Raw genomic sequence first — 24,223 nt, 5'->3', positions numbered from 1 at the left:
ATGCCCTGATATTGAATCGAGCCGCATCGCGGCGATTTTTTAACGCCCAAACCCTTGAACGGGGCTGCCCTCGACCATATTAGTTGCCGCAGCAACCATTGCTGGGGCAACAACGTGTCGTTTTACACCGCGGAAAACTACTCTCCGGATATCTCGGTCGGCTATCTGGCAAAGCAGGTTTATCAGATCACATTGAAAGGGCTCGAGCCCGCCTTTGTCGGAGAAGATGTTTCTTATCTCCAGTGGAGCGCGCTTGTTTCCATCCTGTACGGCCGGGGTCTCACATGCCGTGCACTGGCGCATGACCTGGGGCATGACAAAGGCGCCACGACACGCCTGATTGATACGCTGGAAGAGCGGGGCCTGGTCATTCGCGATCGAGATGCCGAGGATCGCCGTGTCATCAATCTGCGCGTGACGGTTCAGGGCGAAGAGATCGCGCGACGCTGCATGCTGCGCGTCCTGACGCTCTGGAACGGCTGGCTCGCGGACTGGTCACCCGATGATGCGACCCGGCTGATCGGTTATCTCCAGCGGCTACGCACGTCGCTCGAAACCGCTGTGGGAGACGAGCCATGCGCTTGACCGGCTTCGCTCTCGCAAGCGCCGCGCTGCTTGCGGGTTGCGCGATACCCGCGTCCCGGCCCGAACTTTCTCCAATCAACGATGCTTCGCTCGGACTTTCTGGTGCTGCCCGGGCCCCGGCGATTGCGGATGATTGGTGGCGCTCATTCGGCGATCCGCAGCTCGACCGCCTCGTCGCCGACGCACAGGCCGGCAATCCCTCGCTGGAAGCGGCGCTGGCCCGCGTCCGCCAGGCAAGCGCGATCCTGGCGAACAGCCGCGCGGATAACGGCCCCAACGCAGCCTTTGACGCATCGGCCCAATATTCCCGGCTCAGCGGCCAGTATGAAATCCCGCCGCCCTTCGCCGGCACCACCCGCTTTCTCGGCCAGGCGCAAGCCGGATTGAACTGGAACCTCGATCTGTTCGGCCGGCAAAAGGCGGTGATCGCCGGCGCGCGGGCTTCTACTCGCGCTGCATTGCTGGATGCGACCGCGGCACGCCTCGCACTCGCCGGATCCGTCGTACAGACGTATATCGAAGCGGCGCGCGCCGAACGATTGGCGGCGATTGCGCAGCGCACGATCGCGACCCGCGAAGATTCGTTGCGGCTGGTCCGGAGTCGTATCCGCAACAAGCTGGCGAGCGAGCTTGATTCCCAGGCAGCGGAAACATTGCTGGCCCAGGCGCAGCAAGCGCTGGTGCGCGCAACCGCGCAGCGCGCACTGGCAGCCAATGCGCTGGCCGCGCTGGCCGGGCGCGGCGCGGATTATCCCGCGACGATCGCCCCGACGGCGCTGAAACTCGACACCGCCCTGCCCTTGCCCGCGACCATCCCGGCCGATCTGCTCGCGCGCCGGGCGGATGTCGCCGCGGCACTGGCGCGGATCGACGCGGCGGGACAAGGACGGCTCGCTGCGCGCCGCGCTTTCTATCCCGATATCAATTTGTCGGCGCTGGTCGGGCTGCAAGCGATCGGCATCGGCAATTTCTTCACCTCCGATGCCGGCACGGCGGGCGCCGGCGCCGCGATCCATTTGCCGATCTTCGACAATGGCCGACTGAAGGCCGGTCTCGCCGACGCGACCGCGGGGGTCGATCTCGCCATTGCCGATTACAATGAAAAGGTGGTCGGCGCGGTCCGCGAGACCGCCGATGCGCTGACTCGGGTGCAGAGCCTCACCGCCGATCGCGCACGCCAGACCCAGGTGGTGCGCGGTTTTGCCGAGACCGGCCGCCTGAACACGATCCGCGTGTCGAGCGGGCTCGAATCCCGGCTTGGCCTTGTCGACAATGATGTGCGGCTGCTCGACGCGCAGCAAGCCGATGCCAATCTCGCGGCCGATGCCGCCAGCCAGCGCGTCGCGCTGGTCCTGGCGCTGGGCGGCGGCTTCGATCCGAAGGACATGAAATGAGCTATATCGAAAAGGTCGAAGCCTCCGACGCTTCCGAAACGCCGGTCGTTCCCGTGCGCGGTAATCCCAGGCTGCGGCGCAGGGCGCTGACCGTCCTGGCTGCACTGATCGCCATTGCCGCGATCGTGTGGGGCGTGTTCCATTTCCTGCTCGCCAAGCCGTCGGAGGAAACCGACGACGCATATGTCGCGGGCGACGTGGTGTCGATCACGGCACGCGATCCAGGCATGATTCTGGCGGTCCGTGCCGACAATACGCAAACGGTGCGTGCCGGCGAGCCGTTGCTCGACCTCGACCCGGCGACGGCCGATGTCGGGCTGGCGTCTGCCGCCGCCGAGCTGGCGCGAACGGTGCGTTCGACCCGGTCGGATTTCTCGAAACTCAATGAAACCGGCGCGGCGGTCGTCCAGGCCGAAGCTGAACTGGCGCGCGCGCGCAACGACCTTTCCCGCCGCCGCGGCGCGGCGGCCGAAGGCGCCGTGTCGGGCGAAGAATTGAGCCACGCCGGGGACGCCGTGAAGGTCGCAACCGCCACGCTTGCGCTTGCCCGGAGCCAGGAGGCGCAATCGCGGACCGGAGTGCAGGGCACGACCGTCTCGAACAACCCGGCGGTACTCGCCGCCATTGCCGCGTATCGCCGTGCCGCGATCACGCGCAGCCATATGCATATCGTCGCGCCGATCGACGGCGTGATCGCACAGCGCACTGTTCAGCTCGGCCAGCAAGTCGCGGCGGGTACGCCGCTGATGGCAGTGGTGCCGCTCGACCGGGTATGGGTCGACGCCAATTTCCGCGAAACACAGCTGCAGGATATCCGCCTGGGCCAGAAGGTGACGGTGACCGCCGACATGTATGGCAGCAGCACCGTCTATCACGGCCATGTCATTGGCCTGGCCGCCGGAAGCGGCAATGCCTTCGCGCTGCTCCCGCCGCAAAATGCCAGCGGCAACTGGATCAAGATCGTGCAGCGTTTGCCGGTACGTATTGCGCTCAACAGCGCTGAACTGCGCGCCAACCCGCTGCGCGTCGGCCTGTCGGTCAACGCGACGGTCGACACCAGCGACACGTCCGGCACGCGCATCGGCGCCCCGGCCCGCCAGGCCTATCAGGGCATCGAAACGGACGGAGCCGATCCCAAGGTGGAAGCGCGGATTGCGCAGATCATCGCGGCCAATCGCTGATGTCCGCCGCCGTCCCTGCGCCGCTCAGGGGCGGCGCGCTGGCCCTCACCGCATTCGCGCTGGCGCTCGGCACCTTCATGCAGGTGCTGGATTCGACCATCGCCAATGTCTCCCTGCCGACGATCGCCGGCAATCTCGGCGTCAGCAGCGACAATTCGACCTGGGTGGTCACGGCGTTCGCCGTGGCCAACGGCGTGGCGGTGCCGCTGACCGGCTGGCTGATGGGCCGGTTCGGGGTGGTGAAGACCTTCTGCACCTCGGTCATATTGTTCACCATCGCATCCCTGCTGTGCGGCATCGCCTGGGACCTGCCCTCACTGATCGGTTTCCGGATTCTGCAGGGTGCCGTCTCGGGGCCGATGATCCCGGGCAGCCAGGCCCTGCTGATCTCGATCTTTCCGTCGGACAAACGCTCCACCGCACTCGGCGTCTGGTCGATCACCACCTTGGTCGGCCCGATCATGGGGCCGATCCTCGGCGGCTATATCTCCGACAATTATCACTGGAGCTGGATCTTCCTGATCAACGTGCCGGTGGGCATTTTCTGCGCCCTGATCTGCTGGCGCGGCCTGCGCTCGCGCGAGACGGCGACGCGCAAGCTTCCGATCGACCAGGTCGGCCTGGTCCTGCTCGTGCTGTGGGTCGGTGCGCTGCAGATGATGCTCGATTTGGGCAAGAATGACGACTGGTTCAATTCCACCCGGATCGTCGTGATGACCGTGGTGGCGGTGATCGGTTTCATCGCCTGGGTGATCTGGGAAATGACCGACGCCAACCCGACCGTCGACCTGTCGCTGTTCAAGCATCGCAACTTCGCCTTCGGCTCGGTCGCCTTCTGCCTTGGCTATGCGGTGTTCTTCGCCAACACGCTGATCCTGCCGCTCTGGCTCCAGACTCAGCTCAGCTACACCGCGACTTGGGCCGGCCTGGTCGCAGCGCCCAGCGGTGTGGTTGCGGTGCTCCTGACGCCGTTCGTCGCGCGCGCATCGGGCAAGGTCGATGCACGAATACTGGCAACGATTTCCTTCATCGCCTTTGCCCTATCCTATTTCATGCGCTCCAATCTGAACACGAGCGCAAGCACCTGGGATCTCGTGCTGCCGATGCTGGTGCAGGGTGTGGCGATGAGCACCTTCTTCCTGTCGATGGTGACGATCTCGCTCGACGGTATCCCGCCGGAGCGGATGCCGTCGGCCACCGGCATCGTCAATTTCGCGCGCATCACCGCAGGCAGCTTCGCGGCTTCGATCACCACCACGATGTGGGATCGGCGCGAAGCAATGCATCAGAGCCATTTGTCCGACGCGGTGGGCAGCGCATCTCCCTTTCAGATGGCACATGCCGCGCTGGAGCGGCTCGGCTTTACCGATCTGCAGGCGACGGCGGCGATCACCCGCCAGATGGTCGGCCAGGCGTATCTGCTTGCCTCGACCGATCTGTTCCGGGTCTCCGCCTGGCTGTGCGTGGCACTGATCGGCACCGTATGGCTGACGCGCCGGCCGTCCGCGCCAAAGGGCCCGATTGCCGCGGACTGAAGCGGCTTGGAGCAGAGTTGATCACCCTATCCGTTAACGACACCAGTTCAGTTCGGCGCCTGCCCCAATCGCGCGGAGTTGCCAGACGGCGGAACGGGTGGGGTCGCCGAGAGCGCATCGCTGAGCGCATCGTCGTACCAGTGAGCCAGATCGGCCTTCATCCGGCGCAGCGCCTCCGGATTCAGATAGGTCATATGGCCCGCCGGGTAATAGGTGAACTGCAGATTCGCCTGCTGCGACCGTTCCAGCATCATATGGCCCAGATCGTTTTCGGTGCCGAAAAACGGCGTCGCCATGTCATAATAGCCGTTCATCGACAGCACTTTCAGATACGGGTTGGCGCGCATCGCCGCCGCCAGATCGATCGCAGTGTTGGGATTGTTCTGGCTCTGACCCTGACCGCGCCCGGGCGCATCATGCTTCCAGTTCCATGTGAAGCCCGCCGCATCGCGCGCGGAAAGCCGGTACGGCAGGTCAGTCTTGTAGCCGAGTGTGGTCGACACATAATCGTTGAACGAGGCGATATACGCGCCGGAGATCGCATCGGACGACGCGTCCGTTTCGGGCCGTTCGCCTGCCGCATCGGTGTCGATACCGGTATAGCGTGAATCGAACCGGCCAACGGTGCGCGCGTCGCTGCGCAGCAATTCCTTCTGGAACCGCGGCAGATCGATCCGGAGGTTGGCGCGCTTGATGAATTCGGGCGACAGGCCAATCAGCTGACTCATCCGATTGGCGACCTGATCGCGCTCCGCATCCGGGATCAACTGTCCCTTGGCCAAGGCCGACATATAGGGCCCGTTGGCAAACTCCCGCGCCTCGGCAACGATCGTGGCGACGTCCACCGGCCGGTTCTGCACCCGGTTATGGTACCAGGCCGTCGCAGCGTAGCTGGGAAAATAATTCAGATAGACTTGGTCGAGCCCGGGCTGGCGATAGCCATAATTCATGATCGACGACAAAAGCACGACGCCGTTGAGCGCCATGCCGCGATCCTGCAGCTGATAGGCAAGCGCGCCGGACCGCAGCGTCCCATAGCTTTCGCCGAGCAGGAATTTCGGGCTCATCCAGCGGCCATATTTGGTGACATAGCGCAGGATGCCCTTGGCAAAGGCATCGACATCCTCATCGACGCCGTAGAATTGCGCGGGCTTCATATCACCGAGCGGGCGCGAATAGCCGGTGCCGATCGCGTCGAGGAAAACAAGGTCGGTCTTGTCGAGCAGCGAATCCGGATTGGGCCCGACGTCATAGGGCGCGGGCCGGATGAATTCGGGATTGGTGGTGCGCAGCCGGATCGGCGCGAACGATCCCATCCGCAGCCAGAAGGACGGGCTGCCTGGCCCGCCATTATAGAGGAACGTGACTGGCCGCTTGGTCCCCGGCTTCACGCCGTCAAGCGTGTAGGCGGTGTAGAACATCGAGGCGGTCGGCTTACCCTCGATATCGCGGATCGTCAGCGTTCCGGCCGAGGCGGTATAGCCATAACGGCGGCCATTAATGGTCACTGCGTCGCGGTGAGTCGTCTCGGTTTCGGCCACCGGTGCATTGGCCCAGGCGGCCTCCGCTTCGCTCTTCATCTTGTCGGCGTTGGAGGCGGTTGGGGAACCGGCCGGTGCCTTGTCGCGCCCGGGAGTCTCTTGCGCAGCCAGCGCGGCGGAAGTGGGAGCGGCGGCGAGGGCAAGCGCAAGGAGCCTGACGATCACGAAGAATTCCCTTGGATTGTCGAAAAACGCCGCATTTCTCCCTGTTTAAGTCCGGCAACGCAATCCCGGGGGCGACAAAAAGTAGCCCCTGAATCCCCGGTTGGGCTGTGCGGTCCGAAAACGACAACGGCCCGCTCCCCAACAGGGAAACGGGCCGCAGCGTAACGAAATCAGGCGATCAGAAGCGCGTGCGCAGCGTCAGGCCATAGGTACGCGGCTCACCGAGGAAAGCCGAGAAGACCTGGTTGCCGACACCGCCAAAGGCCTGCACCTGACCGATCGAGCCGGCGCCCTGGAACGGTGCGTTGAACGCGACCTGGGTATATTGCGTGTCGAGCAGGTTCTGCGCCCAGGCCTCGATGCTCCAGCTCTTGTCCTTGCCGCGCAGACCGACACGGGCGTTGAGCAGGAAGAAGCCGTCCTGCTCCTTCTCGACGAACAGGTCGGAGCCGGTGTTATAGTCGCTGGTCATACGGCCATCGACATAGAACAGCGCGCTCAGGCCGGTGTCGCCGATGTCCGGCGTCCAGCTGGCCGACCCGGTCACGACATGGCGCGGCGCATTCGACAGCTGCTGGCCCGACAGCAGGAACAGGGCGGGGTCAAGTGCCTCGCCCGCCTCGCTGCCGACCAGGTTCTTCTGATATTTGGTGTCAGTGAAGCTGTAGCCCAAATTCACCGCAAAGTTGCGCGCCGGATAGAGGCCCGCCTCAATTTCGACACCCTGCGACACGACGCCATGCTTCACCTTGCCGGTGCACGCGCCGGTGGTGGCGCTTGCATCGCGATCGGCACCGTTCAGGCTGGTGCTGCACGATCCGATATTCTGCACCACATAGTTGGTGCCGTTGAAGGTGTTCAGCTGGAAGTTACTGAATTCCTGACGGAAGCCGGCGACGTTCAGGCTGAACTGACGCGACTTGTACTTGAAGCCGATTTCGAACGCGTTGACCGTTTCCGGATCGAAGCGCAGCTGCGCGGCATTTGGCGAGGCCGTGGTGCTCGGCAGATAGGCAAGCCCCAGATCCGAACGATCGAGGTTATAGCCGCCCGCCTTGTAGCCGCGCGAATATGAACCATAGACCAGCAGGTCGTCGATCGGCTTGTACGAGATGACGGCGGTGCCGGTGAATTCACCTTCGCTCAGCCGGTTGTTGATCGACTTACCATTGAGCGTCGAGCTGGAATTGCCCGTGCAGGTCAGCGTCAGCAGCGCAGCAGCGGTGCTGGCAAGCTGTGCATTGGTCAGATACGGCGCCAGTGCTGCCTGCTGCGCGGTGCAGACCGTGTTGTTGTTATTGAAGGTCGCGTCGAAATTCTTCCGCTCATGCGTGTAACGCAGGCCGCCGGTGAAGCTCAGCCGGTCAGTGATCTTGAAGATATTGTGCGTGAAGAAGGCGTAATTCTCGCTGTTCTGGTTATACACATCGCGCGTGCTGCCCAGATTGTTGAGCGTGCTCAGGCGGTTGAGCGCACCGATAACGACCGGGGCAGCGGCGCCGAGCGCCCCATTGACGGCACCGATGCCGATCGGGCTGAGGCAGCCTGGAGCGTTCGGGTTGCGCAGCGCGGCCGACGGATTGATGCTCGCCACGGCGCGGCAGGCAGCAAAGGCGCCGAACTGCGAACCGAACTGAAGATTGTCGACCACCTGCAAATCTTCGCGCGAATAATAGCCGCCAACCAGCCAGTTGAGCTTGCCGCTCAGCGCTTCGCCATTCAGGCGCAGTTCCTGCGTGAAGGTGTGGAACTGACGATAGTTGTTGCCGTCATCGGCGCGATAACCAATGTCGAGATTGCCGTAATCGATGTCCGACGCGCCGCCCGATTTGTACTCACGGTACGCGGTGATCGAGGTCAGCGAGGCACCACCGAGATTATAGTCGATCTGCGCCGAGCCGCCGTAATCCTTGGTCACATTACTGTATGCGCGGCCCGGCGTATTGGCGATGCGGCGATTATAGGGATCGCCCGCGCTTGGGAAGACCGCGCCCATGCTCTTCATGATATCGACGATCGGGTTATTCGGCGAAACCGCATAGTCGCCCGGAGCACCCGGAGTCGGATCGACCTTCTGACGCAGATCGACATAGACCGCGCCGCAGCATTTTTCGTTACGACGGGTATAGTCGGCGAGCAGCCGGACAGTCAGGTCCGAGCTTGGCTCGAACAGCAGTTGGCCGCGCACGAAATAGCGGTTGCGGTCGTTGTAATCGGTGTTGTTGGTGACGTCGTAATAGAAACCGTCGCGGCGGTTGTAGACACCGTCGATACGGAAGCCGAGCGTCTCGCTGATCGGGCCGGTGATGGCACCGGCGACGCGGACATTGTTGTAATTGCCGTAGGTCGCCTCGGCATAGCCGCCGAGCTTGTTCATGTCGGGCGACTTGGTGATGATGTTGATCGTACCGGCCGATGCGTTGCGGCCCGACAGCGTGCCTTGCGGCCCGCGCAGGATTTCGATCCGGTCGACTTCGCCGAGATCATTGAGACCCGAACCGGTACGGCTGCGATAGACGCCGTCGATGAACACTGCGACCGAGCTTTCCAGGCCGGGATTGTCGCCGACCGTGCCGATGCCGCGGATACGTGCCGAGGCATTGGCTTCGCTGCCGGTCGAGGAGACGAGCAGCGACGGGGCGAGCTGGCTGAGCTGGCGGATATCGGTGGCACCGGAATTCTGCAGCGCTTCCTGGCTGACCGCCGACACCGCAATCGGCACGTCGGAGAGGCGCTCGCTGCGGCGCGTCGCAGTGATCAGAATGTCGCCCTGCTCGCTATTGTCCGTGGCCGCTGTGTCGTCGGCCGGTGCCGCTTCCTGCGCTGCGCTGGGCGCTTCCTGCTGGGTGGCCGCGGCATCCTGCGCAACGGCAGGGACGGCAAAGGCGATGGCAGCGACGGACAACAGCAACGCGGATTTGCGCATCGGGAAACTCTCCTGAAATTTTTTCTAGTTGGACGGGCGCTCTTAAGCGCTATCCGACCCGCGTCCAGTCCGAAACGGGCGGATTTCCGCCATTTATGGCCGCATCGGGAACAATCGTCAGCCGCACATGCAGTTTATGCAGGCGTGATTGGGGTTTGACGCTACGGCAATGGTAGGATCATTCTGCAAGCTACGGATTTACGCATGCAATCTTTGCAGATGCGAATGGAGCTTGTTGAGCCGTCATGGAGATTGCCGGCCCGGAACGGATTGTCCGCAACGGCTTTGCCGCAACACGATAGTCTCGCAATTCAGCTCTGACAGGGCGGCAAAGTCGGGCTAGAGACCGCTGGCCCATCCGATCGGAGCTTGCCTGTATGCCGTTTCACGATTTCGCCGCCTATGCGACCCGGACGCTGGACGACGCCACGATCGCGGAGCTGCCGCGGCATTATCGTGGCAAGGTGCGTGACAATTACGATCTTGCCGATGGCCGCCGCGTGATCATCGCCAGCGACCGTCTCAGCGCTTTCGATCGGATCCTGTGCACCGTCCCCTTCAAGGGCCAGCTACTGACTCAGACCGCGCGGTTCTGGTTCGAGGAGACGGCGCATATCTGCCGTAACCATGTGCTGGACTATCCGGATCCCAACGTGCTGCTGTGCCGCCGGCTCGACATTCTGCCGGTCGAAATCGTCGTGCGCGGCTATCTGGCGGGGACCACGGGCACCTCGATCCTGACCCTTTACAGGAATGGCCAGCGCGCCATGTACGGCATGTCGCTGCCGGACGGACTGCGCGACAATGAGCGGCTGCCGCATCCGATCATTACGCCGACCAGCAAGGAATTCGATGGCGGCCATGACGAGCCGCTGAGCCCGGCGGAGATTTTCGAGCGCAAGCTCCTCACCACGGCGCAGTGGGAGGAACTCAGCACCACCGCACTCGCGCTGTTCGCGCACGGCCAGAAACTGGCGCAGGAGCGCGGCCTGATCCTGGCGGATACCAAATATGAATTCGGCATCGACCCGGACGGCAATATCGTCCTCGCCGACGAAATCCATACGCCCGACAGCAGCCGCTATTGGAAGCAGTCGAGCTATGAGCAGCGTTTCGCCGGCGGCGAGCGGCCCGAGAGCTTCGACAAGGATTTCGTCCGGGCGTGGGTGGCCGAACGCTGCGATCCCTACCGGGATGCCATTCCCGAGATTCCCCGGAATCTCGTACTGGGTACGTCCGCCGTCTATGCCGAGGCGTTCGAAACCATCACTGGTCAGTCGTTCGAACCCGATCTCGAAGGCGCAACGGTGCTGGATCGTATTCGCGATCGACTGCGGCCTTTGTTTGGATCCGGCTGATATCGGCCGGGTTTTAGAGCACCGAGCGTTTTATCAGGACCACCCACTCACCGTTCGCGCTGAGCTTGTCGAAGCACCGCTCTTTCTTTCTGCGATCGAGAAGAAGAACGGGCCCCTTCGACTGCCTGCCAAGGCAGGCGCTCAGGACAGGCTTCGACAAGTTCAGGGCGAACGGGAGGGTGCATGGGTGCGTCAACGGACATTCGCACGGCGACGAGCGCACATCATACTGTCGTCGGAAGCGGTGCCGGCCAATAGCTCGCTGCCACCGGGACATGATCGACCCAGCGGCAACGCATCAGATCATTTCGGCGCGAGCACCATCAGCATCTGCCGGCCTTCCATGCGCGGATAGGCCTCGACCTTGGCGGTCTCGACCACATCGGCCTGGACGCGCTGGAGCAGCGCCATGCCGAGCTGGCCGTGGCTCAGCTCGCGACCGCGGAAGCGCAGGGTGATCTTCACCTTGTCGCCTTCGTTGATGAATTCGACGACCTTTTTCATCTTGGTGTCGTAATCATGGTCGTCGATGTTCGGACGCATCTTGATCTCCTTGATCTCCTGCGTCTTCTGCGACTTGCGTGCGAGGTTGGCCTTTTTCTGCGCCTCGTACTTGAACTTGCCGACATCGAGGAACTTGGCGACGGGCGGATCCGCATTGGGCGACACTTCGACAAGGTCGAGCCCGACGCTCTGCGCCTGCTCCATCGCTTCCCGGGTGTACATCACGCCGAGATTCTCGCCGTCCTGATCGATCACGCGGACTTTGGGCGACTGGATGAATTCGTTGAAGCGAGGGCCGTTCATCGGTGGCGCCTGCCGGGTCATTGGGGGTCGGATAGGTATAGCTCCTGTGGTTATTCTGGTATTTCGCGCGCGATCCATAGCTCAACGCGCGACTGAGCGAAAGTCGCGCGTTGAGGATCGTTCACGCTGGCCTATAGATCGGGTGCCAGCGCGCTTTTGGCAAGCATCGCCACGGCATCGGCAAGGCTCAGCATTTCCTGCCGATCGCTGCCAAGGCGGCGCAGCGCGACGGTGCCCTCCTCCGCCTCGCGCTTGCCGACCACGAGCAGGTTGGGAACCTTGGCCAGGCTGTGTTCGCGCACCTTGTAGTTGATCTTCTCGTTGCGCAGATCGGTCTCGACCCGCAGTCCCGCCGCCGACAGCGCTGCCACCACTTCCTGCGCATAGTCATCCGCATCGGACACGATCGTCGCGACCACTGCCTGGACCGGCGCAAGCCACATCGGGAAGCGCCCGGCATGATGCTCGATCAGGATGCCGAGGAAACGCTCGAACGTGCCGAGAATCGCGCGGTGAAGCATCACCGGGCGATGCCGCTCGCCGTCAGCACCGACATAGGATGCATCGAGTCGCTCGGGCAGGACATAATCGAGCTGGATCGTGCCGCACTGCCAGGTCCGGCCGATCGCGTCGGTCAGGTGGAATTCGAGCTTGGGCGAATAGAACGCCCCCTCGCCCGGCAATTCCTCCCAGCCATATTCCGGTCCGGCACGACCCGCCTGGGCGACTGCATCGCGCAAATTGGCCTCGGCCTTGTCCCACATCTCCTCCGTCCCGAACCGCTTTTCGGGGCGCAACGCGAGCTTGATCGCATAATTCTCGAAGCCGAGATCCTTGTAGACCAGGTCGAGCAGGTCGCAGAACAGCCGGACTTCGTCGACGATCTGGTCCTCGCGGCAGAAGATATGCGCATCGTCCTGGGTGAACTGACGCACGCGCATGATACCGTGCAGCGCGCCGTGCGGCTCGTTGCGATGGCAGCAACCGAATTCGGCCAGGCGCAGCGGCAGGTCGCGGTACGACTTGATCCCCTGGCGGAAGATCAGGACATGCGCCGGGCAGTTCATCGGCTTGAGCGCCATCAAATCGCCCTCGCCGGTCAGCACCGGGCCCTCGTCCTCGGTATTGGGGACTTCGTCGGGCACGACGAACATATTCTCGCGATACTTGCCCCAATGGCCCGAGGCTTCCCATTGCCGCGCGTCCATCAACTGCGGCGTCTTCACTTCCTGATAGCCAGCCGCGTCGAGCCGGCGGCGCATATAAGCCTCAAGCTGGCGCCACAGCAGATAGCCCTTGGGATGCCAGAAGACCGACCCCTGCGCTTCGCTCTGCAAATGGAACAAGTCCATTTCCTGGCCGATCTTGCGATGGTCTCGCTTGGCTGCTTCCTCGATGCGCACGAGATGCGCGTCGAGCTGCTTCTTGTTGAGCCAGCCAGTGCCGTAGATGCGCGACAGCATCGCGTTCTTCTGGTCGCCGCGCCAATAGGCGCCCGAGACACGCGTCAGCTTGAACGCCTGCGGGTCGAGCTTCCCGGTCGAGGCGAGATGCGGGCCGCGGCACATGTCGAGCCAGGCGTCCTCGCCCTTGCCGGCGCGGTACACCGTCAGTTCCTCGCCCTCCGGCAGTTCGGCGGCCCATTCGGCCTTGAAGCTCTCACCCTGCTTCTGCCAGCGCGCGATCAGGTCGGCACGGCTCCACACTTCGCGGAGCAGCGGCTCGTCTCGCGCGATGATCTTGCGCATCTCCGCCTCGATCGCCGGCAAATCCTCATCGGTGAACGGCCGGTCCTTCGGTGCGAAATCATAATAGAAGCCGTCGTCCGTCGAAGGACCGAAAGTGATCTGCGTCCCCGGAAACAGCGACTGCACCGCCTCGGCCAGCACATGCGCATAGTCATGGCGCGCGAGTTCCAGCGCGTCGGCCTCGTCACGCGACGTGACCAGCGCCAGATTGGCATCGCCCTCGAACGGGCGCGTGATGTCGCGCAGCTCGCCATCGACGCGCGCTGCGATCGCCGCCTTGGCCAGGCCCGGCCCGATCGCCGCGGCGATATCCGCCGGCGTGGTGCCGAGCGGCACCGCACGGACCGAGCCATCGGGCAGCGTGATCGAAAGCATGTCGTTCATCGAAATAGTTCCTGTCGATTTGGCGGGCTTATGCACACCCGCGAAGCTTTGGAAAAGCCTCTGGGGAAAAGCGTCGTAGGTGGTTTTCAGGAACGGAAGAGAGACACCGGCTCACCCGTTCCGGGTGAGACCTTCAGCGTGAGCGTCAGTTCAGGCGACGCGCAAGCCGAGATCCCCCCGGAAAACCGGGGTGGTGGTAGTCATGCGAAAGATGATCGCGTGCGGCATGGGGACGATATAGCGAACCGGGGTCAGGGACGCTAGACCCATAGGCCCGGCCGCTGGGCATATCAGCGAGTCCCAAATGGAGTCCGCCATGCCGACACCGAGTCTCACCGCGATCGTGCCCTGCAATGACCTCGACGTGTCCGAAGCTTTTTACGCGCGGCTCGGCTTCACTGCGCCGGAACCGCATGAGCATGACGATTACCGCATCCTGGCCGACGGCAAGGGCGGCAACCTGCACCTGAATCGGGCAGTGGAGGGTTGGGTCGTGCCGGGGCGCAATCCGTTCGGCCTGTATCTCTACACGCCCGATGTCGATGCGGTCGCGGCCCGCTTTGCCAGCGAGATCATCGAAACTGAGGGCCCGAGCCACAAGCCATGGGGCATGTACGAATTCGCGCTCAGCGATCCCGACGGGGTGCTGGTTCGTATCGGCTGGCCGAGCCAATCAGCACAATAGAGCACCGTCGCCTTGGGTAGAATCACCCGTTCCTCGTTCGTGCTGAGCTTGTCGAAGCACCGTCCTTCTGCTCCCCGCACCGGAAAGAGAAGGACGGCCCTTCGACAGGCTCAGGGCGAACGGAAGGGGGCGGGTCAATTCAACTCGAAACCGCTCTGGCGGCGACACGCGCGGCTACCGATCAACGCGCGGGCAGGACTTGCTGGAGCGCGCGGGTGAAGCCCGGTGGAAAGACCGTCAGGTGATTTTCCTCCGGCAAGACCCGTGAGGCGATGGTGAGTCCGGGATAGTGGCGCGATTTCAGCTGCGTCTCGAATGTCGTCATGTCTGCCACCAGATCGTCCTTGCGGTTATATCGCGGGTCGCCCGGACGAACGGCCTCGAAGGCGCCGACATACATGAAGATGTTGGCCGGCAGATCCTTGTGCGTGCGGGCATAATCCTCCTCTACGCGCAGCATATATCGATCGTCATACCAAAAGGACGGGCTGCCCAGGATATAGTCGTGGAACATGCCCGGATCGCTGAACAGGATGCGCGTTCCGAGCAGCGCGCCATAGGAATGGCCCATGAAAATCCGGCGGGCAGGATCGGTCCGGTACCGCGCTTGCACGAAGGGCAGGACGCTCTTCTTGAGATAATATTGATAGGCCCATGCCTGGCCATGAACCTGGTCCTTGGGCACGTCCATAGGGGCATTGGCGGTCGGGGTATAATCGCGGCGGCGGCTGGTCATGCCGTCCTCGCCCTTGGCGTAGGACAAACCGACAAGGATGAACTCCGCGATCGCGGGTCCTTCCAGATTGACGCGCCGGCTGATCGACCGGATCAGCGGAAAGCCGTAATCGGCGTCGGCGACATACATCACCGGATAGCGCCGCGACGGGTTGGCGGCGTAGCTCGCCGGCAGGCTCACGAACAGCTGATAGGATCGGCCAGTGGCGGGATCGGGCACCGTCCAGACCTGGGTATCCTTCAATTCGTAAGGCTGCCCCTCGGCCGTCTCGGCCACGACCGGCACCGTACAGCCGGGCAACAGGGCGGCCGCAAGCAAGGCCGCCATCCAGCTCGTCTTCATCCTCGCCCCCAAAATCCCTGTACCCGCGGCATGACGGTCATGGCGGTCGGTTGGAAGCCGGAATACCGTCCGATCGATCGCCTTTGCGGCAACAGGTTGTGCGATCGAGCCGGATCATCGGCCCGGCGCGCTATTGCTCGGCGGGGACAGCCAGTTCGGCGGCGGGCTCCTTGCGGGTCAGGGTGAAGAACGGGAGCGCGTAATGCACCACCCAGCCGATCGTCACGGCATACAGCACGGTGCCGATGCCGACGGTGCCGCCCATCAGCCAGCCGACCGCCAGGACCGTCAGCTCGATCGCAGTCCGGACGATCTTGATCGGCCAGCCAAATCGTGCCGCGATACCGGTCATCAGGCCGTCGCGCGGGCCGGCGCCGAGTCCCGCACCAATATAGGCGCCGCCAGCAATGCCGTTCAGCACGATCCCGACGATCAGGAAGGCGAAGCGCGCAACATAGCCCTCCGGCGTCGGCAGAATCAGCAGCGACAGGTCGACCACCGTGCCGATGATCAGGATGTTGAGCACAGTGCCGATCCCGGGACGCTGCCAAAGTGGAATCCACAATAGCAGCACCAGCAGCCCGACCGCGTTGACGGTCATGCCGAAGCTGAGCCCGATCTGCGGCGCCAGTCCCTGATGCAGCACATCCCAGGGATCGAGTCCGAGATTGGCGCGCAACATCAGCGCCATGGCGAAACCGTAAAGCGATAGGCCCCACAGGAGCTGGAAAAGGCGTTGTTTCATCATGGGCAATGCCAATAGCCAGGATAGGCATTGTTTTTGAGGGCCAATTAAAAGATATTGGCTCTTATGGATGTCAACTCGCTCAGCCCAATCTCACTCGCTCGCCAGCTCGGGGTGTGGCGCAGCGAGACGGGCGGCGGCCCCACCTATCGCCAGCTTGCCCGCGCGCTGCGCTTGCTGATCCTGGATGGCCGTATCGGCCTTGGCGTGCGTATCGGCGGCGAGCGCGACCTGGCGCGGGTGCTGGGCGTCAGTCGCACCACCATCGCCGCGGCGTTCGAGCTGCTGCGCGACGAGGGCTATCTGCTGAGCCGGCAAGGATCGGGCAGCGTCACGCGACTCCCGGGCGTCGGGCATGGCGCCACGCCCGATGCGGACGCGCTGCTCGAAGAACCGAGCCCGGACGAACACGGCCCGGACGTGATCGACTGGACCAATGCCGCACTGCCCGCACCGCAAACCATCTGGTATGCCTATGAACAGGCGTTGAGCCAGATGCCCGCTTTTCTGTCCGGCCTTGGCTATGAAGTGTTCGGCATCCAGCGCCTGAGGCGGGCGATCGCAGCCGATTATACCGCGCGCGGCTGCCCGACGACGCCCGGCCAGATCCTGGTCACCAGCGGCGCGCAGCATGGCCTTGCTTTGCTGCTGCGTTTGCTCGCCGGACCGGGCGACCGCATCGTCGTCGACCATCCGACCTATCACAACGCGATCGCCGCAATCCTGAAACAGAATTGTGTCGCGGTACCGGTCGGACTTCCCACGACCGGCTGGGACATCGACGCGATCTTCACAGCCCTTCGCCAAACCGGACCACGGTTCGCCTATATCATCGCCGATTTCCACAACCCCACCGGCCGGGTCATGGATCCGGACACGCGCGCCGCCCTGGTGCGGGCGGCACGAGCGACCCATACCCCGCTGGTGATCGACGAGACGATGGCGGCGGTCACGCTCGACCAGCCGGCGCCGCCGCCCGTGGCGGCGCACGACCCGCATGGCGACACGGTGATCAGCATCGGATCGGCCAGCAAGCGCTTCTGGGGTGGCCTGCGGATCGGCTGGCTGCGCGCCGATCCACAGACGATCGTCGCGCTTGGCCGCATCCGCTCGACGCTCGACCTGGCAACCCCGGTCATGGATCAACTGGCGGTCGCCGCGCTGCTCGACGGCAGCATCCGGGGAGATGGTGACAGAAAGGATGTTCGTGTCCGTCGCGACCATCTGATCGCGCGGCTCCATGAGGCTTTGCCGCACTGGCGGGTGCCGGTACCTGCGGGGGGTTTCACGCTCTGGGCCGAGATGCCGCGCCCGGAAGCATCGGCACTGGCCGCCATGACGCAAAGCCTGTCGCTGCGCATCGCGCCCGGCCCGCGCTTCGGGGTGAATGGCGCGTTCGAACGCTTTGTCCGCCTGCCCTTCACCTTGCCCGAGACAGAACTCGACCTGGCGGTCGATCGCCTCGCCATGGCCGAAGCACGCCTGCGCACGCGCCATGGACGCGTGCCCGATGCGGCATGGGAACTGGAAGCGGAACGCGTGATCTAGCGCGGATTCGCTACGTCGATGGCCCAGCTATCAATTCCATGGATAGCTGAGCGAGAATTTATCGAAATTGATGGATACCAGAAATCGCGATGTAGCGCCGCCAACCCATTGCTGTATCCCAATAAACATGCAGTTCGGCCCGATCGGCAGCGTGGCCCGCCTGCTTCGCGCCGGAATATGGTACAATAGGGTGTAACATATCTCTCGCCGCCCTCCCGCAGTCCTGTTGCCGGCGACGATTCAACCATCACCCGGGATCGCGCATGTCATCACTTGCCGGGCTTGTTTTCGGCACGCTCTTTCTGATTGTCGAAGAACAGAACCGCAGCGCCATCGGCGCATGCCCAGCCGCTGCGGCTGTCTCATCGCGCGCTCATACTGGGCGGGATCAACATTCAGTTTTGTAGAGAATTCATCGCCTGCCCCTGCCGCCACTCCGGGCTTTTCGGTGCTTATTCCCTTCGACCAGGGGATTGGCATAGTCGAGAGCGATTGCCTCTTCCTTGTGCTCCCGCGCAGGCGGGAGCCCAGACTGGGTCCCCGCCTTCGCGGGGACACAAGCTTACTTATCTTAAAGGGAGTATCGACTTGTTCCGGGTGACGAAATATTTCGAAAAGCGAACTCCCCAAACCTGAATGTCGACCCGCTCTATACGAACGGATTTCCCGCCGTGGCATAATGCGACATCGCCATGGTAGTGAGTTGCGCGTTGACGCGAATGCAGCTGGTAAAGGTGCTGGCGTCGGTAACCAGCACATTGGCGGTGCCATGGACGCGGCAATCGAGATCGACCACGCCTTTTTCCGGGTCGGCGTTGCGCCCATTGCCGCCCTGAGGGTGCGAACTGGACAGCGTGACGTCGTCCGCTTCACGGATACCCTGTTCGTAGAACAGGTCGATATCGTCACCCTTGCGCAAGATCGGCCCGCGCGTGAGCGCCGGATAGACTTCCTCCGCGCCCGCCGCGAAATGCACCCGGGTGAGCGTGGCGAGTGCACGGCGCAGCAGCGGCAGTTCGACATCGTCGCGCAGCTTGAAATGAAGCTTGCCGCCGATCAGCCTTCCCTGCCGATCGGCCGGGAAGAGGATGCCTGCGGACGCCAGACGGCTATAGTTAAGCATGCGCCCGGCATGATCGCCGAACCAGCCCGGCATCAAGGTCGACATGCTCATCGGCGGCTGGAAATGCGATTCGAGCAGGAAGTCGCCACGATCGACATAGGTCGCCATCTGATCCTCGTCCCACGCCCGCATCGTTCCGGGCATCAGCGCGACCACCGGACAGGCGATATTGAGCGAGATGCCCTCCCCGGTGCCTTCGATGCCGCTCTTGTCGAGGATCCGGCTCGACGCCATCGTGCCGGCGGCGACGACGACGCCCTTGGTGGCCCTGATCGTACGGCGGCTGCCGTCGGGCTGTAGCACCTCGACGCCGGTCGCGACGCGTCGCCCATCGAGATCGGATTCAGCCCAGATGATCTTCTCGACCTTGGTCTGCATCAGGATTTTTGCGCCCGACGACCTGGCGTCAATCAGGAAGGACTGCGCCATGCCTTGCTTGCGGCCATAGGGGCAGCCGGTGTTGCAATAACCGCAATAGGCACAATCGGCATTGAGCTCGCGCGGCCCGTAATTCTTGCTGAACCACAGCGCCGGCGATGCCGCATCCATCGGATCGCTGCTCGCGGCGGCATGCGCCGCCCAACCATTGAGCAGATGCGTGCCATTGTTGCGGCCGCTCTTCTGATCGATCGGCTCGACGCCGAGCCGCTTCTCGACCGCATGATAAGCGGCATTGAAGCGCTCTGCATCGACCGGAGCGCCAAGCGCGGCCCAGTTGGCAAACACGTCATTGGCCTGCGGATGGGTCATGCCCGCCTGCTTCACACGCAAGGCGATGCCATTGTTGATGACGGTCGAGCCGCCGACACAATGTCCCTGAAAAATGACAATGTCGTGGTCGCGGCTGGTCTGCAGACCGCCGTCGACGAAGAGCCGCGCAGTCATGCGGCGTTCTTCATGCGTGATCGCGGCGGAGGGATAGTGCGCTCCAGCCTCGATCACCAGCACGTCATGATGCTGCGCGAGATTGGCAGCGGCGACCGCGCCGCCGGCGCCCGAACCGATCACGATGACCCCGACCGTATCGGGTGCCTCGTTCGGCGCGAGCACATCGTCATGCGCGAGATCGCGCCCGGGAAACAGCCTGATCGGCACCTCGCCGGTCCCGCGGATGCGCTGGTGCGGCAATTCGAAACCGATCGCGTTCAGCACCGGATTGTCGTCATTATCCTCTTCGACCGCACCGACCCAATGACCATAATAGCCGGCATAGATGACACCCCGGATGCGGGCGAGATCCTGCATCAGATTATTCTGCGACCGCGCAAGCCGCTTCGCCACACGCTTGGCGCCCCAAGCGGGACCGAACAGCAGGAAGAACGGGCCACCCAGCAGGAAGCAGACCAGATAGAGGCTGAGGCCGATCTCCTTCGGCTTGTTGCCCTCGAACATACCGAACTGATGCTGCAGATTGGCAACGACCTGAGCGGACGTGATGCGCATATCGACGCCGTGGAACAGCGCCTCGGTCAATGCCTTTAGAATAGCCGCCTGAAGCGGATTGAACGGTGTTCGCATCTGGTTGCCCCCGAATGGTCCCGGGCGCGAACCTAGCGTGCGACATAGACGGCGGCGAGCGGAGACTTGCCGGTGCGCAGGATAATCGGAGCCATTGCGGCGGTTGTTCTGATTGGACCCCGCCGCATCTATCTGACGGAGCGACCGGAATCGCTGCGCGCCAGTTCGGCTCGGATAAGGGCTGCGACATCATGGCCTAAAATCGTCAGCCCTTCGATATTGGCGTCGTAAATCGATACGCCGGCCAGGTTGACATCGGTGAAGCGTGCGTCGCGGAGATTGACGTTCGAGAAGACGCATTCCGACAGGTCGGCATCGTCGAACGTCGATCGCGCAAGAGAGCAATCTCGGAAGAACGCCTCCGACATAATTTCACTCTCGAAACTCTGCCCTGCCATGACGTGTATCCTTCCGATGTTACAACTCATCCAGATATCAGGGATATTTAATACGCATGCAGATATTAATTCAGCGATCCACTCCCGATTCTCTTTGATAAAATCTCTACTGCGCTGTGTCCATATGTGATATTTAATACGCATGAGCGTATCGAATCACTTGCCCCATCCGGAGCCGCTTCAGTCGTTCCGCCTGTTGCCATGGCGCACGCCCGCTTCCGATCGTGTCCTGATCTGGATCGCGATCGCCGTCACGGCGGCGCTGCATCTGGCGACCGCGGGGCGCTATGACATGATGCGCAACGAGCTCTATTTCCTCGCCTGTGGCCGGCACCCGGCCTTTGGCTATGCCGACCAGCCGCCACTTGTTCCGCTGATCGCCGCCGCGACTCAGCTGTTCGGCCCCAGTGTCTGGCTGTTGCGCCTGCCGGCGGTGATGGCCGCTGTGGCTCTGATCCCGCTCTGCGCCGCTTTTGCCCGACTGATCGGAGGCAATCGGAGTGCGGCAGTGATTGCCGCGATCGCCGCCGCTTCGGCGCCGGGACTTGCCGGCACGACCACGCTCCTGACCACCGCGACTTTCGAGCCGATCGCCTGGACGGGGTGCGCGTATCTGATCGCCCGCGCCGTGCTGCGCGAAGATCGGCGCGCGCTGCTCTGGGCCGGACTGGTCGCCGGTCTTTCGATGCAGGCCAAATACGGCATCGTGATGTGGCTGGTGCCGCTGGCCCTGGGGGTGCTGCTGACGCCCGCTCGCCGGTTGCTAGGCTGGCGCGAAACCTGGACAGCGATGCTGATCGCCGTTGCGATCGCTGCACCGAGCCTGATCTGGCAGGCAGTCAATGACTGGCCCTTCCTCGCCATCATCGCTCATCATACCCAGGGCGTGATCACCGGCGGCCCGGTGCGTTTCGAGATCGGACAGATATTGGCGCTTAATCTGGTCCTCGCGCCTTTATGGGTGACCGGGATCGTCGCACCCTTCGCGTCCGAGCGACTGAAACCCCTCCGATTCCTGTCGATCGCGTTCGTCGGCGCCACCGCGATCAATCTCGCCACCGGCGGCAAGGACTATTATCTGTTCGCCGCCTATCCGAGCATGTTCGTAGTGGGCGCGGTGGCCTGCGCGCGACTGTGGCGCTGGGCGGCCGGCCTCTGGATGGCGGCCGCTATTGCCAATTTCGCGCTCGTGGCGCCGATCGTCTTCCCGCTGCTCGATCCGCCCGCCTTGCTTCGCCTGTTGGAGCACAGCCATTTGCGCCCGGCACCCGATGAGAAAGCAGCGATCGGCGCGCCCTTGACTCAAGTCTTCTCCGACGAGCTCGGCTGGCGCGCGCTCGCGCACCAGGTCGCGGCGGTGTACCGGTCGCTGCCGCCGGCCGAGCGCGGGCATGCGGCGATCTTCGCGAACAATTATGGCGAAGCGGCCGCGATCGACGTTCATGGGCGCGGGCTTGGCCTGCCGCCGGCGATCAGTGGCGACAATCAGTATTTCCTCTGGGGACCGCGCGGCTATGACGGTAGCGTCATCATCGTCATCAATGGCGATCCGGAACGCTGGCGGCGTCTTTGCCGCAGCGCGCGGATCGCCGGCGTTTTCGGGGTGCCGCTGGCAATGCCCTATGAACGGGATCGGCCGATCATGGTCTGCCACGGGCTTCGGGGAGGGTTCACCAATGCATGGGACGGGTTCAAGCGGTACGGTGCATGAATAGGGATATGCTTCCGGAGCCATATGATATGGCCAACCCAATCCGGCGTAGCCTGTCGGACTTTGCGCGGCGCATGCGGAGCCTGCGCGTCGATCACGGAGTCAGCGCCGCCAAGCTGAGCGTATTGGGCAGGCTCTTGCGAGCCGATGGGCCGCTGACGGCGACCGACCTTGCCGCGCTCGAACGGCTGCAGCCGCAGTCGCTCACCCGGATCATCGCCGACCTCGATGAACTGGGTTTCATCACCCGCCGCCAGGGCGAGAGGGACCGTCGTCAGATCGAGATCGAGATCACCGCCGCGGGTTCCGAGCTGATTCGGCGCGACGCCCACCGGCAGAATCTCTGGCTCGCGCAGGCGATGACCGAGCGCCTTACTCCGGCCGAGCGTGCGATGCTGCGCCTGGCTGCGGAGCTGCTCGACCGGCTCGCCGAACAACCGGCCGAACCGATCAGCGAATCCTAATAGGGTCCATTGAACGCGACATGGGTGAAGCGACGGCGCGCAACATCATATTCGACCCCGAAAAAGCTGACGCCACCGTCGCAGACCTGCATGGGCTCCCGCTGCCAGTCGAAGGCGATGCTCGAAGAATCGTCCTGCGCGAAACTGCCATAGATATAGCGCCGCCCTCCACGAACGATGCCGACATATTGCCGCCGCCAATCACGCAGCAGGTTTTGCCAATGTGACGACTCGCCGGAGCTTCGTTTACGCAACTCTCCGGGAAGTGCAGCCTCCAGCTCGCGGATACCGGCGGCCTGGGGCTGCCAACTGCCTTCACCGATCTTCGGTGCGCTACGCGAGCATTGCCGCAGTATTTTCGGGACGGCCGACCCCGGCAGAATATAGGCGCCCTTGGGCAAGGCCGGTTCGGCAACGGCGCTGGAAGCGGCAAGAGCCAACAGGCCCGCAGCCCCGATTCCGACCGTCATCATTCGCATCTTCGCCCCCTATACCAAGCCGAACGGCACCACCTTGTTGGTGCGCACATGCCCGATATCGGCGGACCCAAGGAACGGCACCTTCATGTCCTTGCACCAGCGTTCGATCATCTGTTGGGGAGTTTCGGCGAACTCCGGCGTGTTGGGTGTCACGTCGCTGATCGCGCCGAGCCGGACTCCGGCAATGCCCTTCAGCTGGGTCGCATTGGCCATCTGGAACAGCATGCGATCAACGCGGTAGAGCGCTTCCGACACTTCCTCGATCATCAGCACATGATCGGTCAGGTCGGGCATCCACTGCGTGCCGAGCAGATTGTTGAGGATCGACAGGTTGAACGCGACGGTCGGCTGTTTGCCGAGACTCGGCTCGAGCCAGCGGCGGTCCTTGTCGACCAGCCAGCTGAGCGTGCGCGCGATCACGGCGTCACCGCCATTGCTGTTGTTGATGCTTGAGACCATCGGCGCATGGACCGGCTTGCCGATGCGCCGCGCATAGAGCGCGCCAAGGATGAAGCCCATGTCGGAAAAGCCGGCATAGCTTTTGGTCTTGGCGGCGGGGCCGAGGTTGGGGATCACATCGGCAAGAATGCGGTTCGAGCCATAGCCGCCCCGCGCGAACCACAAGGCATCGATCGCCGGGTCGTTGGCGTATTCGAGAAAAGCCGCGGCACGCGCTGAGTCCGGACCGGCGAAATGCCCGCCATCGGTACGATAGCATTGCGGGTGGAAAATCAGGTCGACCGACGGATAGGCGATCGCCGCGAACGCCATCGCGCGCGCCGCCACCACTTCGTCGATCCGTCCCGCCGGGGCGACAACGCCAATCCGCATGAGCTGTCCCGGCTCCCTT

General features: G+C 63.3%; 19 protein-coding genes. 9 read left to right on the top strand and 10 right to left on the bottom strand.

Annotated features, from left to right (window positions below; translation table 11 throughout):
- The first annotated feature begins 114 nt into the window (after positions 1 to 114).
- From H3Z74_RS01705 to H3Z74_RS01690, 4 genes are read left to right on the top strand one after another with little or no spacing between them, the layout of a single operon-like run.
- Positions 115 to 585, top strand: a complete 471-nt coding sequence (locus H3Z74_RS01705; RefSeq protein WP_187762302.1) for a MarR family winged helix-turn-helix transcriptional regulator — start codon at positions 115 to 117, stop codon at positions 583 to 585.
- The gene (locus H3Z74_RS01700) at positions 576 to 1,979 is read left to right on the top strand and encodes an efflux transporter outer membrane subunit (RefSeq protein ID WP_187762301.1); all 1,404 of its coding nucleotides are present in this window, start codon (positions 576 to 578) and stop codon (positions 1,977 to 1,979) included. The genes H3Z74_RS01705 and H3Z74_RS01700 overlap by 10 nt, the downstream gene beginning before the upstream one ends.
- Complete coding sequence (locus H3Z74_RS01695; RefSeq protein WP_187762300.1) at positions 1,976 to 3,160, top strand: efflux RND transporter periplasmic adaptor subunit; 1,185 nt, start codon at positions 1,976 to 1,978, stop codon at positions 3,158 to 3,160. The genes H3Z74_RS01700 and H3Z74_RS01695 overlap by 4 nt, the downstream gene beginning before the upstream one ends.
- Entirely contained in the window at positions 3,160 to 4,695 is a 1,536-nt protein-coding gene (locus H3Z74_RS01690) for a DHA2 family efflux MFS transporter permease subunit (RefSeq protein ID WP_187762299.1), read from the top strand. The genes H3Z74_RS01695 and H3Z74_RS01690 overlap by 1 nt, the downstream gene beginning before the upstream one ends.
- Positions 4,696 to 4,742: 47 nt before the next feature.
- Here H3Z74_RS01690 and H3Z74_RS01685 read toward each other — a convergent pair whose 3' ends face one another.
- Together H3Z74_RS01685 and H3Z74_RS01680 are read right to left on the bottom strand one after the other, a co-directional pair.
- The gene (locus H3Z74_RS01685) at positions 4,743 to 6,401 is read right to left on the bottom strand and encodes a S10 family peptidase (protein WP_229726824.1); all 1,659 of its coding nucleotides are present in this window, start codon (positions 6,399 to 6,401) and stop codon (positions 4,743 to 4,745) included.
- A gap of 178 nt (positions 6,402 to 6,579) precedes the next feature.
- On the bottom strand, positions 6,580 to 9,327 hold the full coding sequence (locus H3Z74_RS01680) for a TonB-dependent receptor (RefSeq protein ID WP_187762298.1): 2,748 nt from the start codon (positions 9,325 to 9,327) through the stop codon (positions 6,580 to 6,582).
- Between the two features lie 377 nt (positions 9,328 to 9,704).
- On the opposite strand from H3Z74_RS01680, the gene H3Z74_RS01675 reads away from it, so the two are divergent.
- Positions 9,705 to 10,685 carry a phosphoribosylaminoimidazolesuccinocarboxamide synthase gene (locus H3Z74_RS01675; protein ID WP_187762297.1) on the top strand — a complete coding sequence of 327 codons (981 nt, stop codon included), beginning with the start codon at positions 9,705 to 9,707 and terminating at the stop codon, positions 10,683 to 10,685.
- Positions 10,686 to 10,988: 303 nt separating this feature from the next.
- Here H3Z74_RS01675 and infC read toward each other — a convergent pair whose 3' ends face one another.
- Both infC and thrS read right to left on the bottom strand, forming a co-directional pair.
- Entirely contained in the window at positions 10,989 to 11,513 is a 525-nt protein-coding gene (gene infC / locus H3Z74_RS01670; protein WP_187762296.1) for a translation initiation factor IF-3, read from the bottom strand.
- A gap of 110 nt (positions 11,514 to 11,623) precedes the next feature.
- Positions 11,624 to 13,624 carry a threonine--tRNA ligase gene (thrS, locus tag H3Z74_RS01665; RefSeq protein WP_187762295.1) on the bottom strand — a complete coding sequence of 667 codons (2,001 nt, stop codon included), beginning with the start codon at positions 13,622 to 13,624 and terminating at the stop codon, positions 11,624 to 11,626.
- A 316-nt stretch (positions 13,625 to 13,940) separates the two neighbouring features.
- Here thrS and H3Z74_RS01660 point away from each other — a divergent pair, with 316 nt between their 5' ends.
- Positions 13,941 to 14,309 carry a VOC family protein gene (locus tag H3Z74_RS01660; protein WP_229726823.1) on the top strand — a complete coding sequence of 123 codons (369 nt, stop codon included), beginning with the start codon at positions 13,941 to 13,943 and terminating at the stop codon, positions 14,307 to 14,309.
- A 181-nt stretch (positions 14,310 to 14,490) separates the two neighbouring features.
- Here the strand turns inward: H3Z74_RS01660 and H3Z74_RS01655 are convergent, their stop codons facing one another.
- Both H3Z74_RS01655 and yczE read right to left on the bottom strand, forming a co-directional pair.
- Complete coding sequence (locus tag H3Z74_RS01655; RefSeq protein ID WP_187762293.1) at positions 14,491 to 15,387, bottom strand: alpha/beta hydrolase; 897 nt, start codon at positions 15,385 to 15,387, stop codon at positions 14,491 to 14,493.
- 130 nt (positions 15,388 to 15,517) lie between these two features.
- Entirely contained in the window at positions 15,518 to 16,135 is a 618-nt protein-coding gene (gene yczE / locus H3Z74_RS01650) for a membrane protein YczE (protein WP_187762292.1), read from the bottom strand.
- Between the two features lie 63 nt (positions 16,136 to 16,198).
- Between yczE and yczR the strand changes: the two genes are divergently transcribed.
- A complete protein-coding gene (gene yczR, locus H3Z74_RS01645) occupies positions 16,199 to 17,680 on the top strand; it encodes a MocR-like transcription factor YczR (RefSeq protein ID WP_187762291.1) in 1,482 nt (493 codons plus the stop codon).
- 649 nt (positions 17,681 to 18,329) lie between these two features.
- Here the strand turns inward: yczR and H3Z74_RS01640 are convergent.
- Both H3Z74_RS01640 and H3Z74_RS01635 read right to left on the bottom strand, forming a co-directional pair.
- A complete protein-coding gene (locus H3Z74_RS01640; RefSeq protein WP_187762290.1) occupies positions 18,330 to 20,321 on the bottom strand; it encodes a GMC family oxidoreductase N-terminal domain-containing protein in 1,992 nt (663 codons plus the stop codon).
- A 128-nt stretch (positions 20,322 to 20,449) separates the two neighbouring features.
- The gene (locus H3Z74_RS01635) at positions 20,450 to 20,719 is read right to left on the bottom strand and encodes a pentapeptide repeat-containing protein (protein ID WP_229726822.1); all 270 of its coding nucleotides are present in this window, start codon (positions 20,717 to 20,719) and stop codon (positions 20,450 to 20,452) included.
- A 142-nt stretch (positions 20,720 to 20,861) separates the two neighbouring features.
- Between H3Z74_RS01635 and H3Z74_RS01630 the strand changes: the two genes are divergently transcribed.
- The gene (locus H3Z74_RS01630; protein ID WP_187762289.1) at positions 20,862 to 22,430 is read left to right on the top strand and encodes a glycosyltransferase family 39 protein; all 1,569 of its coding nucleotides are present in this window, start codon (positions 20,862 to 20,864) and stop codon (positions 22,428 to 22,430) included.
- A gap of 29 nt (positions 22,431 to 22,459) precedes the next feature.
- Positions 22,460 to 22,894 carry a MarR family winged helix-turn-helix transcriptional regulator gene (locus tag H3Z74_RS01625; RefSeq protein ID WP_187762288.1) on the top strand — a complete coding sequence of 145 codons (435 nt, stop codon included), beginning with the start codon at positions 22,460 to 22,462 and terminating at the stop codon, positions 22,892 to 22,894.
- On the opposite strand, the gene H3Z74_RS01620 is transcribed toward H3Z74_RS01625, so the two are convergent.
- On the bottom strand, positions 22,891 to 23,295 hold the full coding sequence (locus tag H3Z74_RS01620) for a hypothetical protein (RefSeq protein ID WP_187762287.1): 405 nt from the start codon (positions 23,293 to 23,295) through the stop codon (positions 22,891 to 22,893). The genes H3Z74_RS01625 and H3Z74_RS01620 overlap by 4 nt on opposite strands.
- An 87-nt stretch (positions 23,296 to 23,382) precedes the next feature.
- Complete coding sequence (locus H3Z74_RS01615) at positions 23,383 to 24,204, bottom strand: LD-carboxypeptidase (RefSeq protein WP_187762286.1); 822 nt, start codon at positions 24,202 to 24,204, stop codon at positions 23,383 to 23,385.
- Positions 24,205 to 24,223: the final 19 nt, after the last annotated feature.

Origin of the sequence: Sphingomonas alpina (genome assembly GCF_014490665.1) — a bacterium.
GTDB lineage: Bacteria > Pseudomonadota > Alphaproteobacteria > Sphingomonadales > Sphingomonadaceae > Sphingomonas > Sphingomonas alpina.
Note: the sequence above shows the minus strand (reverse complement) of the source record. Positions and strands in the feature narration are given on the sequence as shown.

Excerpts from the sequence above, each read along its gene's own strand:
- H3Z74_RS01640 (WP_187762290.1), bottom strand. The coding sequence starts at position 20,321 with ATGCGAACACCGTTCAATCCGCTTCAGGCGGCTATTCTAAAGGCATTG.
- H3Z74_RS01660 (WP_229726823.1), top strand. The coding sequence starts at position 13,941 with ATGCCGACACCGAGTCTCACCGCGATCGTGCCCTGCAATGACCTCGAC.
- thrS (WP_187762295.1), bottom strand. The coding sequence starts at position 13,624 with ATGAACGACATGCTTTCGATCACGCTGCCCGATGGCTCGGTCCGTGCG.
- H3Z74_RS01625 (WP_187762288.1), top strand. The coding sequence starts at position 22,460 with ATGGCCAACCCAATCCGGCGTAGCCTGTCGGACTTTGCGCGGCGCATG.
- H3Z74_RS01615 (WP_187762286.1), bottom strand. The coding sequence starts at position 24,204 with ATGCGGATTGGCGTTGTCGCCCCGGCGGGACGGATCGACGAAGTGGTG.
- H3Z74_RS01700 (WP_187762301.1), top strand. The coding sequence starts at position 576 with ATGCGCTTGACCGGCTTCGCTCTCGCAAGCGCCGCGCTGCTTGCGGGT.
- H3Z74_RS01635 (WP_229726822.1), bottom strand. The coding sequence starts at position 20,719 with ATGGCAGGGCAGAGTTTCGAGAGTGAAATTATGTCGGAGGCGTTCTTC.
- yczE (WP_187762292.1), bottom strand. The coding sequence starts at position 16,135 with ATGATGAAACAACGCCTTTTCCAGCTCCTGTGGGGCCTATCGCTTTAC.
- infC (WP_187762296.1), bottom strand. The coding sequence starts at position 11,513 with ATGACCCGGCAGGCGCCACCGATGAACGGCCCTCGCTTCAACGAATTC.
- H3Z74_RS01630 (WP_187762289.1), top strand. The coding sequence starts at position 20,862 with ATGAGCGTATCGAATCACTTGCCCCATCCGGAGCCGCTTCAGTCGTTC.
- H3Z74_RS01680 (WP_187762298.1), bottom strand. The coding sequence starts at position 9,327 with ATGCGCAAATCCGCGTTGCTGTTGTCCGTCGCTGCCATCGCCTTTGCC.
- yczR (WP_187762291.1), top strand. The coding sequence starts at position 16,199 with ATGGATGTCAACTCGCTCAGCCCAATCTCACTCGCTCGCCAGCTCGGG.
- H3Z74_RS01690 (WP_187762299.1), top strand. The coding sequence starts at position 3,160 with ATGTCCGCCGCCGTCCCTGCGCCGCTCAGGGGCGGCGCGCTGGCCCTC.
- H3Z74_RS01695 (WP_187762300.1), top strand. The coding sequence starts at position 1,976 with ATGAGCTATATCGAAAAGGTCGAAGCCTCCGACGCTTCCGAAACGCCG.
- H3Z74_RS01675 (WP_187762297.1), top strand. The coding sequence starts at position 9,705 with ATGCCGTTTCACGATTTCGCCGCCTATGCGACCCGGACGCTGGACGAC.
- H3Z74_RS01655 (WP_187762293.1), bottom strand. The coding sequence starts at position 15,387 with ATGAAGACGAGCTGGATGGCGGCCTTGCTTGCGGCCGCCCTGTTGCCC.